Genomic DNA, 14,912 nt, shown 5'->3' on the forward strand with positions numbered 1-14,912 from the left:
TGTTACTCCTTTGGTTTCCAGCCAAGTTCGGCGGAAATCGCGTCTGCCGTTGCTCGAACCACTGGCCCCAGTGAACGCATACGTTCCTCCGGCATATACGGCACGGCACTCGCGATACTTACGCCAGCCACAGCTTCACCACGGACATCGAGAATCGGTGCTCCGACACAACGGATACCCAGTTCGTTTTCCTCGAAATCGAGTGAGAAGCCGTCTGCCACATAGGCATCCATGCCCTGTTCGAACTCGCTCCACGGCGCCAACTGCGGTCGCTCGTCGCTCTGAGCGCTGAAGGCGCAAGCCTGTTCGTAGAGGCCCTTCCAGGTCGATTTGGGCAGACCGAGCATCAGCCCCTTGCCGACACCGGTCGATGCGGCAGGCATGCGCTTTCCGATACGCGAACGCATTTCGAGGCCACGGCGACCGGGGATCTTGGCGAGATAGAACAGCGTTGCCCCATCAAGTTCGGCAAGATGGACTGTGTCGTTGGTCTTGCGCGCCAGCGCTTCGAGATGCGGCTTTGCCAGTGCGACCAGCGGGCGCTGTTCCAACCCCGCCATACCGAGCCGGATGAGCTTGGGCCCAATCAGATAACCGCTATACGGCACATGATGAAGATACCCCTCGGCGACCAGATTCCCGAGCATGCGGTGAACAGTGCTGCGGGGCTTCCCGATTGCTGCGGAAATTCCCTTCACGTCGGAAATCCCGTCCGCCACGCATTCGAGAATGGCGAGGCCGCGGCTCAGCGTCTGCGTGCCGGCAGGAGCGCTTTTCGGGCCATCAATCGGGTCTTTGTCTTCGGTTGTCGTCATTGGTTTGTACCTTTGCTTCTTTCCTACTGCCACATAAAATTTGTGTCAAATAAAATATTACCTGTTCATTATATGAGACAATAGAGCGAAAGGAAAGAGAGAAAATGCAACCTTCGCCCCCCCCCGGCGCGAAGATAAGGTTCAAGCAATTCTGTCTGAGACAACCGTTTTGAACCGACCAGACGCCCGGTTACTGCGGCACCCTGGCCGGAACCGACCGACCGGCGAAATGGGCCGCCAGGTTTTCAGCAAAGAGATCGGACATCGCCTTGCGCGTTTCGTTGGTGGCGCTTGCCATATGCGGCGTCAGCACGACGTTATCCAACGCCTTAAGCGCCTCTGGTACGTGCGGTTCATTCTCGAATACATCGAGCCCCGCGCCCGCGATTGTTCCATTCCGAAGCGCTGCGATCAGCGCGGTTTCGTCAACGACAGTTCCGCGGGCAACGTTGATCAGATAGCCTTCGGGGCCGAGGGCCGAAAGAACCTTTGCGCCGATGAGACCACGGGTCGACGGGCCGCCATAGGTGGTCGCAACGAGAAAATCGACGTTGGCCGCCAGCTCTTCCGGTGTCTCCTGAAAGCGATAGGACACGCCGTCCACCGGGGCGCGATCAGTATAGGCGATATCCATGGAAAACGCTTCAGCGCGTCTGGCGATGGCTGTGCCAATCCGTCCGAGGCCGACAATACCGAGTCGGGAACCGCTGACTTTTTTCGTAAACGGGAAGCCGCCATCGACCCATTTGCCTTTGCGAACAAAACGGTCGGCAACGGGCGTACGCCTGGCAACCGACAGCATCAGGCCGATGGCATGGTCGGAAACGTCATCCGTCAAAACGCCGGGCGTGTGGGTCACGATAACCCCATGCTTATGCGCCGCGGCGACATCGACGCCGTCATAGCCAACGCCGAAAACCGACAGGATTTCGAGATTGGGAAATTGAGCAATAAAGTCGGCGGTGACGTTCGATTCGCCATTGGCGGCGAGCGCACGGATGCGGGGAATAAGCGCCTCCAAGTCACCGCGCGCCACGACCTCGTCGTAACGGTGATAGGCGTAGGCTTCCTCCATCTGGCGGTCGAGCCTGGGCGGCAGCGGCGCGACGGAAAGCACATCGATAGACATTCTGATTTCCTCATTTGGCAAGGCTTCGCCGTCCGGACCGGGAGACATCTCCGAGCCCGTTTCCAGCGACGATATTGATGGAGAGCGCTTCGCCGCCTGCCGTGGCATTGCAGAAGCGCTTGCTTTGATGCGCCGGACTTTAACCCGAGGCGCCCGTAATCCGGCGATACTCGGCCACCAGCGCCTGGGCTGAAGCAAAGATATCCTCGACGGACTTTCCGGACTTGTAGAGCGTCGAGCCGAAACCGAAGCCGGCCGCCCCCTTTTCCATGAAGGCCGCCATGTTGGTGACGTCGACCCCACCGACGGGTAGAAGCCTTGTGCCCTTGGGAAGCACGGCCTTGATATCCGGCAGATAGTCAGGCCCCATTCGGCCCGCAGGGAAGATCTTCACTGCGCTCGCACCGGCCTTCAGCGCCCGGAAGCATTCCGTCGGCGTCAGCGCACCGGGCATGGTCGCCATTCCGTAGGAGACGGCCTTGCCGATGACGGCGGGATCGACATTGGGCGAAACCATCAGCGTACCGCCGGCCTCATGCAGCCGGTCGACATCGGCAACATCGAGCACCGTACCGGCGCCAACAAGGACATCTTCCGGCAGCCGTGCCGAAAGCCTTACGATGGAGGTGAACGGATCCGGCGAGTTCAGTGGCACTTCGATGAAGCGGAAGCCGGCTGCAATCACCGCATCGGCGACAGCATCGACTTCTTCGACCGTAACCCCGCGCAGAATGGCGACCAGCGGCATGGCCGCAAATGCGTCGTCCAGAATATCGAGACCTTTTACCATTCTGCGATGCTCCCATCTTCGTGCCGCCAGATCGGGTTGCGCCAGCGATGCCCTTCCTGCGAACGTTCGATAATTTTCTCTTCGTCGATGCTGACGCCGAGGCCTGGCTGGTCGAGAACGGGTAGATAACCGTTCTCGATCTTCAACGGCGTGGGGTCGGTCACATAATCGAGGACGTCATTGCCCTTGTTGTAATGAATGCCCATCGATTGTTCCTGGATGAAGGCATTGGGGGAAATGAAGTCGAGCTGCAGCGAGGCGGCAAGCGCGATCGGTCCGAGCGGGCAATGCGGCGCAAGCGCGACATCATAGGTTTCCGCCAGCGTCGCGATCTTCATACCCTCGGTGATGCCACCGCAATGGCAGAGGTCAGGCTGGACGATATCGACCATACGGGCTTCCATGATGGCGCGGAAATCATAACGGGTGAACATGCGTTCGCCGGTGGCAATCGGATAGGAAAGTCCGGAGGCGATCTGCGGTAGGCAATGGAGCTGCTCGGTAAGCACCGGCTCTTCGACAAACAGCGGATGGATCGGCTCCAGTTCGCGCAGCAGCGTCTTTGCCATCGGGCGATGGACGCGACCATGGAAATCAATCGCGATGCCGACATCGGGACCGACGGCTTCGCGAGCCTCAGCGGCACGAGCGACCGCTTCGTCCACCTTGCGGTGGCTGTCAACGATCTGCATTTCCGGGGTGCCGTTCATCTTGAAGGCAGTAAAACCCTTGGCGACGACTTCCTTCGCCTGACGGCCGATATCGCCGGGACGATCACCGCCAATCCAGCAATACATGCGCATCTTGTCGCGCACCGCTCCGCCGAGCAACTGGTGCACAGGCACGCCGAGCGCCTTGCCCTTGATGTCCCAGAGCGCCTGATCGATGCCGGCAATGGCGCTCATCAGGATCGGGCCGCCGCGGTAAAAACCGCCACGGTAAAGCATCTGCCAGATGTCCTGGATATTGCGCGGGTCCTTGCCGATCACATAGTCGGAGAGTTCTTCGATGGCGGCCTGCACGGTGGCGGCACGGCCTTCGATAACAGGCTCGCCCCACCCGACAATACCTTCATCTGTCTCGATCTTGAGGAACATCCAGCGCGGGGGCACCTGCCAGGTTTTGAGTGCGGTGATCTTCATGTCCACGTCCTTTTATTCGCACGATGCCGGCCTGACCGGTGCGCGGGATATCAAAGGACACATGCCTTGCACCCCGGACGCCATCAGGTCGCAGGCGCTGTTGTAAGCGCAGGCAAGAAGTATGTCAAATAATGATTTTATATCTCATATAATGAGATATTTATTGCGTTTACCAGATGAAACTCGTGTCAGAACCAAACATCTGCGCGACGCCTTACGCGCCCTATCGCCAGAGGCCGGCGTCAGAGTGCGGCAAGGCTTCTTGCGAAATCTGCGCGCATGCCAGCCAGAGACCCGTGACTGGTCGTCGTGGGTTTGAACTCGAAACCGACGCGTCCTGCGTAATGATTGTCGAGCAACCACCGGAGCCGACGGACAAGGTCGACCTTACCGCTGCCCGGTTCGTGCCTTCCCGGATGATCCGCGACATGCACGTGAACGATCTTGTCGACATGTCCAAAAAGCGTCTCCTCGAATGGCTCGCCCATGACAGCAGAGTGATAGAGATCATAGACGACGCCGACTTCTGCCCGCCCGACCTTCTCAACCACCGCGAACGCCTCAGAGGTCGAATCGAGGAAATGGCCGGGGTGGTCGACACGCGTATTGAGCGGCTCGAGACCAAGGCGCACGCCGGACCCGGAAAGAATGTCGGCGGCCTGCCGGAGAGCGAGGATAAGCGCCTCCCCTTGCGCCCGCCGGCCGGCTCCCTCTATCGCATTCCCGGCCTGGGCTATGAGGACCGGCGCGCCAAACCGTTCAGCAACCGCCATCGATTGCTCAAGACCCGCCAACCATCGCGCGTGGTTTGCCGGATCGGTCAGCGGGATCAGAGGCTCGGCCACGCAGCCGGCAACCGCTATGTCATGTTCTTCGGCCACTCGGCAGATCGCATCGATGTCCTTGTTCGACCACAGCCAGAACTCGAAAGCATCGAAACCCGCTTTTGCCGCGTGGGCGATACGGTTGGCAAAAACATCGGAGGGCTCGGCAAAAAGCCATTCGAGGCAGGCAGAAAACTCAGGTTGCGACATGACGGTCCTCATTTGGTGTGGCGCGGGCTGCTATCGGTATGGCATTCAGCCGGATAGTGAAGCGGCTTTGAGAAGTCCTGCTTTGCCGGCAACCAGATAGAGCCCGGAGGAGGATGCGTCGTCGACATATTCGGCGGGTGGACAATCAAGGATCCGCAAGGCGTCCTGATAACGTCTGCAAAGCGCTTGCTCACCAATCAATATCAATGGAGCGTCCGCATCTGCCCGCCGCTCCAGACTTGCCGCCATTTCGTTGCCGATCAGCAATCCGGAAAGGTATTCTCTGAGGACATTGCCGGCCAAATCGCCGGTCAGCCCGCGCGTTCGCACCCCGAACAGGAGGTGCTGAAGGCGATCCGGTTCTGCCGCCGAGGCCGCCACGCCCTCTGCAAATGCCGCAGCCGCGGCGTTCCATTCCGCCGGCGTTTCAGACATCAGACGCCCCAGTATCGAATGGCGCGCAAGCACCGAAAACAGCTCACCGGTCATATAGGTGGTGAAGTCGACAACCTTGCCTTTCGAAACCCGGACCCATTTTGAGTGTGTGCCTGGCAAGAGAAACTCGGCGTTGACGCCAAACTTGGGGTGTTGCGCAAGAGCGCCTGCGATCTGGATCTCCTCCCCCCGCATGACATCCGGCTGCCCATGGTCGGGGCGATAGATCATGCCGGGCGCGATCAAAACATCGTCTCCGGTCTCGGTTGTGACGTGGACCGAAGCATCCGCCAACTGGGCAAAGTCAACCGGGCAGGAAATGTATGGCGCCTCCTTCCAACCCTGAGCACTGCCGACCATGCCGCCGGCAATCACCGGGAGACCCTCCGGCCAGCCTGCGCGGATCTCCGCGAACGCCTTTTCAAAACCGGCATGGCCCGGCTGCGCCAGGTTCTGAATGCCGCGATCGCTCGATCTCGTGTCCAGAACCACGCCATCAACATCCATAAGATAGGCACGAAGGGCAGACGTGCCCCAGTCGAGTGCGATCAGCGAAGCGGCCTCTCCTATCGCGTTGTCGGTCATGGTCGAATACGCTCCCCGTTCGCCGGTTCGAAAAAGTAAAGCTGATCCTCCGGCAGGTTGATCCGGATCTTTTCGCCAATCGCGGCCCTAATGCGTTCATGGAGCACGATCGCCATGCTCTGCCCTGCGACAGAAACAACCAGATGCGTATCTGCGCCCATGGGCTCCACAGCTTCGACCTGCGCAGGCAGGCCGTCCGTTTCGATGCGTACCTGTTCAGGCCTGATACCAACCGTCACCGGTCCGGCATGGGTCCTCGACATGGCTGCCGGAAAGCTAAGCTCATCGTCTATTGAGACCCGTCCCGACGCCGGATCCACCGATCGCGCTTCCAGGAAATTCATCGATGGCGATCCGAGGAAACCGGCAACAAAGCGATTATTGGGATCATCATAAAGATCGAGCGGCGAACCCATCTGCTCGATCACGCCATCGCGCATGACGACGATCTTGTCGGCCATGGTCATCGCTTCGACCTGGTCATGGGTGACGTAGATCGTGGTGGTTTTCAGCCGCTCGTGCAGCGCCTTGATCTCGATGCGCATCTGCACGCGGAGTTTGGCATCAAGGTTCGACAGCGGTTCATCGAACAGAAAGACTGAAGGGTCGCGGACGATCGCACGCCCCATGGCAACGCGCTGCCGTTGGCCGCCCGAAAGTTGCCCAGGATAGCGTTCCAGAAAATCGTTCAGTCCCAGAATGTCGGCGGCGCGGTTGACCTTCTCATCGAATTCCGCCTTCCCGGCTTTTCGCAGGCGCAGCGAAAACCCCATGTTCTGGGCCACTGTCATGTGCGGATAAAGCGCGTAGTTCTGGAACACCATCGCGATGTCGCGTTCCTTGGGCGCAAGGTCATTCAAGACCTTGCCGCCGGATAAAAGCTGGCCGCCGGAAATCGATTCCAGGCCGGCAATCATACGCAACAGCGTCGATTTCCCGCAACCGGACGGCCCGACCAAGGTCACGAACTCGCCGTCCTTAATGTCGATGGACACGCCATGCAGAACCTCGTGGGCTCCGTATGACTTGCGAACCTTGTCGATCGTGATTGAAGCCATGATTTTTCGACCTCCCATAAGCGGAGCGGTGTCAAAACCGCCGGGCGCTCATTGTCCTTCAATGCACCGGCGAAACCGTTTCAACCGGAACAGCTCCTGAGTTAATTTTCAGCCGGGCAGCGGAGCAGCGCTCCTTGCACCCCTGCCGCCCCATTCTTGGCCCTATTCCGGCCAGCGATCGTCCGGCCGCCAGAAGGCGAGCTTCGGCGTGTTCCACTGATCGGTCGGCAGGAAGGCGGTGCCGGGCGTCCTGAGATTTTCCTCGATCGCCTCGTAGTTCAGATCAACACCCAGACCCGGCTTCTCCGGAACCTTCACGAAACCGCCGTCCATGTAGTCGTCGTCGAGACCGGTCACGAGAGATGTCCAGAATGGCAGGTCCAACCCGTGATGCTCGAGCGCAAGGAAGCTGGAAATCGCCGTCGCGCAATGGACATTGGCCATGAACGCAATCGGCGAGCCGGCGAAATGCAGGGCTGTCGGAATGCCCGCTTCCTCTGCGTCGTCGGCAATGCGCTTGGTCTCGAGCATACCACCGGATGTGAGGAGATCGGGATGAATGATATCGAAGGCGCGCATTTCGATCGCTTCCTTGAAGCCGGCACGCAGGAACAATTCCTCTCCGGCTGCAATCGGGGTCAGGAGCGCATCGGCGACACGCTTGTGCGCGGCCATGTCGAAAAAGGGAACCGGGTCCTCGATCCAGACAAGATCGTAGGGTTCAAGCGCCTTGCCGAAGCGGATTGCCTCGTCGGTCATCATGTACCCCTGGCCGAAATGGTCGACGCAGAGCTGAATGTCGGGGCCAACAGCCTTACGAACAGCAGCCACCACTTCAACGGCGTTCTGGATGCTCTTTTCCGTCAACTTGACGCCGCGACCCGCCCCCGGCGCCTTGAAGATGCTGGCCGGCCAGAAGTCGTAGTCATAGGGTGCGTCATGACCGATAAGGATCTTCTCGTCGCGCTCGAACAGGCTCGGACGCAGATCGAACTTGATGAAGGTAAGGCCCATGTCACGGCGGCTCTCGACGGCCTTGACAAAATCCTCGACGCTCGGATTATCCGGTGTCGGCGTGTCGCCATAAAGGCGAACGCGGTCGCGGTACTTGCCGCCAAGGAACTGGTAGCAGGGCACGCCGTAGATCTTGCCAATAAGATCCCAAAGCGCGATCTCGATGCCGGAAACGCCGCCGCCCTCGCGGCCCCAGCTACCGAACTTTTTCATCACATTGAACAGCATGTCGACATTGCAGGGATTCTGGCCGATCAGCATGCTCTTGAACTGCAGCGCATTCTCGACATGGCCAGCGTCGCGGACCTCGCCGATGCCATAGACGCCCTGATTGGTGTCAATGCGAAGGATCGGATAGTCGTAATTCGATGCGACCACCGCCAGCCGCATGTCGGTGATCCTGATGTCGGTGGGCCGCGAATGGGTGTTCACGGCGTCCTCGACGCGGCCGATTTCTTCGTTTTCCCTCGTATTTGCAGACATGTCTGACCTCTTGAATGTTCGGGATGCGTGTTATCGTTGCTTCGTCTCGGCCGTCAGGCCGGGCGATGCGGATATTTCGGATTCATGTATTCGGTGGCACCGTCCAGGAGCGTCAGCATTTCCGCACGGGCATGATCGTCGAGCGTCCGGTAGCCGGTTTGGCGCCAGTGAGAGCCGGCGATGATGCCGCGTGCCTTCTCGACCTCCTTGCAGAGCGGAATGCCGTAGCTCGCCTCGAAATCGAGGAGCGGCAGCAGGCAGCGGAAGATCGTCCGGGCGAGCACCATGTCCTCAGCCTCGATAGCGTTCCACAGCGCCACATGCACATCCGCGAATTCGCAGGCCGGCATGGTGCCGCAGATGCCATGCGGCAGTTCCTCCATCAGCGTTTTGCCGGCGCGGCCGCCCATGACACCGATCAGCCGTTCGCCGGCAAGCGCCCTGATGTCGCCGGTCATCTGCGCAGGGTAGGCCGTCTCTTCCTTGATGAATCGGGCGTTCGGCAGTTCGTTGACGAGGTCGGCGAGCAGTTCGGCGCTCATCACCGTGGCGCCGAGGCCGATCGCGTTCTGGAGCACCAGCGGCAGGTCGCTTGCCGCGCTGATTGCCTGGTAATGCGCCTTGATTTCCGTCCGGGTGGCCGGATGAAAGGTCGGCGGCATGGCCATGATTGCATCGGCGCCGATCATGGTCGCATGCTCGGCGAAGGCTGCCGACATGCGCCAGTGATTGGCCGATACGCCGACGACGGTCTGGACCCTGCCTTTGGCTTCTTTCACAACGATTTCGGCCACCCGCCTGCGCTCGGCATCCGAGAGATAGCCGACCTCGCTGGCATTAGCGGTGGACACGACGCCTTGGACGCCGCAGTCGAGGCAGAACCTGAGCGTTCGACGCAGTCCATCCTCATCAATGGCAAGGTCTTCGGTAAAGGGCGTCGTGACGATGACGAAGATGCCCCGATACGTATTGCGATCCATCTTAATGTCTCTGTGTTTCGTTGGTTTCCAGCTGCGGCCTCACGAGGCCGAAAGCGCACCCTTGGTCATGCCGCTGACCAGGAAAGGTTCGAGCAGGATGAACAGGATGATGGCCGGCACGACGGAGAGCGTTCCAGCCGCCATCAGCAATTGCCAGTCCACTGACTGCTCACCCACGAATGACTGCATACCGACAGTCAGCACCTGCTTTTCGGGCGAGGAGATCAGCGTGCGCGCGAAGATGAATTCCGACCAACTCGTGAGGATCAGATAGACGCCCGAAGCCGCAAGCCCAGGCTTTGTCAGTGGCAGGATGACAATCCTCAGCGCCTGAAGCTGGCTGGCGCCGTCAATCATCGCGGCCTGTTCCAGCTCTCTGGGGATGCGGTCGAAAAAGCCCTTCATCAGCCAGGTCGCGAGCGGGATACCGACGGTCATGTTGGCGAAGATCAGGCCGATATAGGTGTCGAATAGCCCGATATTGTTGTAGATGATGAACAGCGGAATGAGGATCAGCGTCGCCGGAATGAGCTTGCTGATGAGCAGACTGGCGCCGAGCGCCTGCTGCGGACGGCTGGTAAATCGTGACAGCGAATAACCAGCGAGCGTTGCGAGCACCAGGCTGATGGCCGAACTTCCGATTGATACGATCAGGCTGTTGATCGTCCAGCTGAGAAATGGCCTAGCACGGAAGACTTCCGCGAAGGCTGCAAAGCTGACCTGTGAAAAGTCCGGCAACAGCGACGGGTTGCGCGACAGGATGGCATCGGTCGGCATGATCGCCGTCATCACCATCCAATAGAACGGAAACAGCGTCACGATCGCGACAAGCACGAGAATGGCCCAACTGATGAAGCGTCTCAAGGTCATCACTGCATCTCCTATTTGAATTTCGAGCGCTGCGCGAAGATGGTGAAGATGGCGCCGATCATCAGCGCAACGATGATCATCACCGTGCCGACCGCCGTGGCCGTGCCCATACGGAAATAATTGAAAGCTTCACGGTAGACGTAGAGCGACATGGTTTCCGTCGCATGGGCCGGTCCGCCGCCCGTGGTGCCGAAGACAATGTCGACGTCGCGGAAAATCCCGAGCGCGCTGATCATCAGCACCAGCATCGACGGCCCGCGGATACCCGCCCAGGTGATGAAGCGGAACTTCTGGATATGGGTGGCGCCGTCGACATTCGCCGCTTCATAGAGCTCGCGCGGGATCGACTGCAGCGCTGCGAGCACGGTGAGCGTGATCATCGGATAGGATTTCCAGATCGTGGGCACCATGACCGAGATCAGCGCCGTGCGCCGGTCGACGAACCACGGGAAGTCAGCCGACAGAATACCGAGATCACGCAGCATGGCGTTGAACACGCCGTAGGAAGAATCAAGGATCCAGAGGAACATGATGCCGAGCACGATACCGGGCACAGCCCAGGGGATAAGCACGATAGTACGCAGGATCCGGTTCCCCGGCAGGCGCTCGTTCAAAAGAAGCGCGATCCCAAGCCCGATGGCGTAGGCGATCGCGATACTGCCGCCGACATAGACCACCGAGACGAAGACGCTGTTCCAGAACTGCGGATCCGACAGCACTCTGACGTAATTTCCGAAGCCCAGAGGCAAATCGTGAATGCGCGCGAAATTCATCACGCGGCCCTCGCGCAGCGAGATGTCGACGACCTGGTAAAGCGGATAGAGAATGAGCGTCAGCACGCCGAGCGCTGCCGGCAGGATAAGGGAGTAGGATAGGATTTGCTGCCGGCGATAGAAGTTCAAGCGCGTTCCGGCATGGCTGGCGTGCTCGGCATCCGACGACATGGACATGAGCTTTCCCCGAATTGAAGGTTGGATATCAGTCCGCAGGCCGCAGCGGGAGAGAATGCGGCGGCCTGCGAAAGGTCAGCGTCAGTTGAGCGGGATCGCCCGTTCGAGCTGACCTTGAGCATCCGCCATGATGTCCTCTGTCGGATCTTTCGTGGAAAGCAGACGCAGCGCCGCCTCCATCAGGACCGAGGAATACTCGGTGAAGTTCATCTGGATCGGCTGTTCCTTGGGAAACAGCGGCACAGCGTCCAGAGCCGAGGCGCTGGCGATTGCCAGATTGGGATGAGCTTCCTCGTCTTCCGGTGTCAGAACGTTTGCGGCGCGGCCGGGCGGTTGACCGGTGGTCAGCAGATACTCGCGCTGCCATTCTTCCGAATTGGCAAAGGCGATGAATTTCCAGGCTGCATCCTCGACCTCTTCATCAAGCCCCTCTGAGATGTTCATGATCAGACCACCGGGAGCGAGCTGCGGATCGAAAGGCAGCCGGCCCATGACAAGCTTCGGACGCATTTCCGGCGTCGCCCGCTCGAGCCAGGACCAAACCCAGGGCCCGTCGATCAGCATGGAGGTCCTGCCGTCGATGAAGAGCTGACGCGCGACAGACGAGTTGTTGCCGAGAGGGGCATTTTGCCCAACGGTTTCACGATAGGCATTCATCGCGTCGATGACTTCGGGAGACGTCAGATTGTACTGCCCGTCCTCGATTAGGTTCGCTCCGGCCCAGATGGCGTAGCGATGCACGTCTTCCACGGCGGTCGGATGCTCGGTGGTCACTGCCGACAGACCGAAAATGCCAGCATCGCGATCTGTCATTTCAGCTGCGGTTTCCTTGAAGCTTTCCCAGCTGTCGGGAACCGGCAGCCCCGCCCCGGCCAGCATGTCCTTGTTATAGAAGAACTGGTAGGCGTTGTTGGACAGGAGAACACCGCGGGTCGCACCGTCCCATGTCAGAGCCTTTTGCGGCGCAGCCCAGTCGGTCGCGATATCCGTGCCTTCAATCCGGTCGTCAAGCGGCGCCAGCCAGCCCTGGGCGGCAAACGAGCCGAACAACTGCTCGTTGAGCTGCATGACGGCAGGCGCACGGCCGGAAGCAAAGCGGATCGTCATTTGCGGAAGATAGTCGGCGAAGGGAATGTAGATCTCCTCGATGGAAATATCCGGGTTCTCCTCCTCGAACGCGTCAATCACCGCATTCCACCAGTCCGCATTCCCCGGCTCCTGAAACTGCCAGGATGCGAAGGTAAGATTGACCTGCGCAGTCGCGAGTCCCGGAGCGGCCACAACACCGAGTCCGAAGACCGCTGAAAGCAAGAGCTTATTCAGCATTCATTCCTCCCTGATTCTTTTCGGGGCCGCGTCTGACGACGCCAACAACCCGCTCCTCAAAAACGCGAAACCGATAAGCAAGCGATCAGAAGCACGCTTTACGTCCATCGATTTCGCGATGGAACGTGCATTATCGTATCAAACATGTCAATATCGTATCAAATAAATAAATATCATATGCAATCATCCTTGAGCCGATGACCAAACTTGGCGTAAAGGATGCAACTCGTGCATTGTCCCATCAGGTGCGATAAAAGCATCCGATTGGGGAGCCTGACCGCGTTGCGCCGATCGGCCGGTCGCGGAATTTCGCCAGGGTGGATGAAATGAGAAATTCGCGCTTGACCAACGGTCCAGAACTCAGCTTTTCGGGCGATAGCGAAACGGTCGAAACAAGCTATATGCGTGTTACGAAGCAGCTGAGAGAGGCAATTATCGCAGGGGAGCTCCCGCAGGACAGCCGTCTCCCAATGGCGGCTCTGGCAGAGCAGTACGGCGTCAGTGTGCAGCCCGTGCGGGAAGCCTTGCAGCAGCTGGAGGGGGAAGGCCTGGTCCGGATCGTTCCTAACCAGGGTGCCCGGGTTTCGGCGATTGATCGAAACCGCCTAATCTATGCACATGAGATCGGTCAGGCATTGGAAGGGTTTCTCGCAGCTCAGTTTGCCGAGGAGGCCTCGCTCTCAGCAATCCGGACGCTGGAATCCATTCAGGTTGATCATGATCGGGCGGCGAATGAGCGGGACTGGCAAGCGATGGATGACGCCAATACCCTGTTTCACAACCTGATCAATTCCTACGGGGGCAATATCGAAGCCGCCCAGCTCTTGCGCCGCTATTATTGGCTGAGCCTCGGCTTAATGAATCAAAGCGGACGCAGCGCCGACTTCGCCGAACGTGTCACCTCCGAACACCACATTATGATTGACGCCTTCCACAAACGTGATGCCTCCATAGCGCGGCAGGTCGCTGAAGAACATGTCAAGGCAACGCTTCATGACGTGCTTTCTGCTTTCGAAAAGCTTCAGAAAGAACGCCAACGAAAGTGAGATTCCGCTAGCCCAGCAGCCACACGAGATTTTATGGGCCTTGGCCGGGACTGACCTACGCTCACAACCCAAGGCACTTGCGCACAGAATTCAGTTGGCAGTTACGACGGTCGCAACTGAGTTGCCACCACCAGCCGACGGATCAGTGTCCCGCTGAAGCATAACCGCTCTGCCCTTGTCATCGAAGAGATGCAAGCGGTCTCGATCGAAGCTGAAAAGCCCGTCCTTGCCGCGCTGAATCCGCAAATCACCATCGCCTTCCACGATGATTTGGCATTCGTCATATTCACCATAGACATAGGTGGTACCGCCAAGTTCCTCCACGACATCGCAATGCAACATGACCTCGAAATCGCCACCCTTTCCAACGATGAAATGCTCGGGGCGAATGCCAAGCTCCAGCATTTCGCCGCTTGCAGGCAGCCGGCCAGGCGCGGAGAGCGATATGTCCTGACCATCCGGCAACGTGATTGTGAAGCTGTCACTTCCGACCGACTTTACACGCACAGGCAGGAAATTCATCTTGGGAGAGCCGATGAAACCGGCAACAAAACGGTTTTCCGGCCGGTGATAAAGCGTAAGCGGGGTGCCGACCTGCTCGACCGCGCCATCACGCAGGACAACGATCGTGTCGGCCATGGTCATGGCTTCGACCTGATCGTGGGTGACATAGATCATCGTGTTGCCGAGCCGTTCATGCAGCCTGGTGATCTCGATGCGCATCTGTACCCGCAACTCGGCATCGAGATTGGAAAGCGGTTCATCAAACAGGAACACCTTGGGCTGGCGCACAATGGTGCGGCCGATGGCAACACGCTGACGCTGGCCGCCGGAAAGCTGGCGCGGCTTGCGGTCCAGCAGCTCGCCGAGCTTGAGGATTTCAGCCGCTTCGCTGACGCGCGCCGCAATCACCTCCTTCGGTTCGCCGGCAACCTCCAGGCCGAAACTCATATTTTCCCGCACCGTCATATGCGGATAAAGCGCGTAGGACTGGAACACCATGCCAATTCCACGCGCACTCGCTTTCGCTTCTGTCACGCATTTGCCGCCAATGTAGACATCACCTTCGGTGACCTCCTCCAGCCCAGCAATCATCCGCAAGAGCGTCGATTTCCCGCAGCCGGAGGGGCCGACAAAAACGACGAAGGAACCGCCTTCAATATTGAGATTAACACCGTGGATGGTCTCCAGTTCTCCGAAGCGCTTGACCACGCGATCGAGTTTCACATCGGTCATGATTTTCCTCCCGGTTCTG

General features: G+C 59.1%; 14 protein-coding genes. 1 reads left to right on the top strand and 13 read right to left on the bottom strand.

Going from position 1 to position 14,912, the window contains the following annotated elements; all coding sequences use genetic code 11:
- Nucleotides 1–2: 2 nt before the first annotated feature.
- The 12 genes from AC0L7L_RS16865 to AC0L7L_RS16920 form a co-directional block, all read right to left on the bottom strand.
- Nucleotides 3–815 carry an IclR family transcriptional regulator gene (locus tag AC0L7L_RS16865; protein ID WP_272213200.1) on the bottom strand — a complete coding sequence of 271 codons (813 nt, stop codon included), beginning with the start codon at nucleotides 813–815 and terminating at the stop codon, nucleotides 3–5.
- A 190-nt stretch (nucleotides 816–1,005) separates the two neighbouring features.
- Entirely contained in the window at nucleotides 1,006–1,944 is a 939-nt protein-coding gene (locus AC0L7L_RS16870; RefSeq protein WP_473510226.1) for a 2-hydroxyacid dehydrogenase, read from the bottom strand.
- A gap of 139 nt (nucleotides 1,945–2,083) precedes the next feature.
- Nucleotides 2,084–2,734 (bottom strand): 2-dehydro-3-deoxy-6-phosphogalactonate aldolase, encoded by a 651-nt coding sequence (locus tag AC0L7L_RS16875; protein ID WP_473510228.1) that lies wholly within the window; start codon nucleotides 2,732–2,734, stop codon nucleotides 2,084–2,086.
- On the bottom strand, nucleotides 2,728–3,876 hold the full coding sequence (gene dgoD, locus AC0L7L_RS16880) for a galactonate dehydratase (RefSeq protein ID WP_473510230.1): 1,149 nt from the start codon (nucleotides 3,874–3,876) through the stop codon (nucleotides 2,728–2,730). The genes AC0L7L_RS16875 and dgoD overlap by 7 nt, the downstream gene beginning before the upstream one ends.
- Nucleotides 3,877–4,118: 242 nt before the next feature.
- Nucleotides 4,119–4,910 (bottom strand): TIM barrel protein, encoded by a 792-nt coding sequence (locus tag AC0L7L_RS16885; RefSeq protein WP_272213203.1) that lies wholly within the window; start codon nucleotides 4,908–4,910, stop codon nucleotides 4,119–4,121.
- A 45-nt stretch (nucleotides 4,911–4,955) separates the two neighbouring features.
- The gene (locus tag AC0L7L_RS16890) at nucleotides 4,956–5,930 is read right to left on the bottom strand and encodes a 2-dehydro-3-deoxygalactonokinase (RefSeq protein WP_473510232.1); all 975 of its coding nucleotides are present in this window, start codon (nucleotides 5,928–5,930) and stop codon (nucleotides 4,956–4,958) included.
- Entirely contained in the window at nucleotides 5,927–6,988 is a 1,062-nt protein-coding gene (locus tag AC0L7L_RS16895; RefSeq protein WP_272213205.1) for an ABC transporter ATP-binding protein, read from the bottom strand. The genes AC0L7L_RS16890 and AC0L7L_RS16895 overlap by 4 nt, the downstream gene beginning before the upstream one ends.
- Nucleotides 6,989–7,150: 162 nt before the next feature.
- Entirely contained in the window at nucleotides 7,151–8,485 is a 1,335-nt protein-coding gene (locus tag AC0L7L_RS16900; RefSeq protein WP_473510234.1) for a mandelate racemase/muconate lactonizing enzyme family protein, read from the bottom strand.
- 53 nt (nucleotides 8,486–8,538) lie between these two features.
- Complete coding sequence (locus AC0L7L_RS16905; protein WP_272213207.1) at nucleotides 8,539–9,465, bottom strand: dihydrodipicolinate synthase family protein; 927 nt, start codon at nucleotides 9,463–9,465, stop codon at nucleotides 8,539–8,541.
- Nucleotides 9,466–9,504: 39 nt separating this feature from the next.
- A complete protein-coding gene (locus AC0L7L_RS16910; RefSeq protein WP_272213208.1) occupies nucleotides 9,505–10,335 on the bottom strand; it encodes a carbohydrate ABC transporter permease in 831 nt (276 codons plus the stop codon).
- 11 nt (nucleotides 10,336–10,346) lie between these two features.
- On the bottom strand, nucleotides 10,347–11,285 hold the full coding sequence (locus tag AC0L7L_RS16915) for a carbohydrate ABC transporter permease (RefSeq protein ID WP_473510237.1): 939 nt from the start codon (nucleotides 11,283–11,285) through the stop codon (nucleotides 10,347–10,349).
- Nucleotides 11,286–11,366: 81 nt separating this feature from the next.
- Entirely contained in the window at nucleotides 11,367–12,611 is a 1,245-nt protein-coding gene (locus AC0L7L_RS16920) for an ABC transporter substrate-binding protein (protein ID WP_272213211.1), read from the bottom strand.
- Between the two features lie 326 nt (nucleotides 12,612–12,937).
- On the opposite strand from AC0L7L_RS16920, the gene AC0L7L_RS16925 reads away from it, so the two are divergent.
- On the top strand, nucleotides 12,938–13,657 hold the full coding sequence (locus AC0L7L_RS16925) for a GntR family transcriptional regulator (protein WP_473510240.1): 720 nt from the start codon (nucleotides 12,938–12,940) through the stop codon (nucleotides 13,655–13,657).
- 90 nt (nucleotides 13,658–13,747) lie between these two features.
- Here the strand turns inward: AC0L7L_RS16925 and AC0L7L_RS16930 are convergent, their stop codons facing one another.
- A complete protein-coding gene (locus AC0L7L_RS16930) occupies nucleotides 13,748–14,893 on the bottom strand; it encodes an ABC transporter ATP-binding protein (RefSeq protein WP_272213213.1) in 1,146 nt (381 codons plus the stop codon).
- Nucleotides 14,894–14,912 lie beyond the last annotated feature (19 nt).

The sequence above is a fragment of the Martelella sp. K41-7 genome (assembly GCF_055808365.1).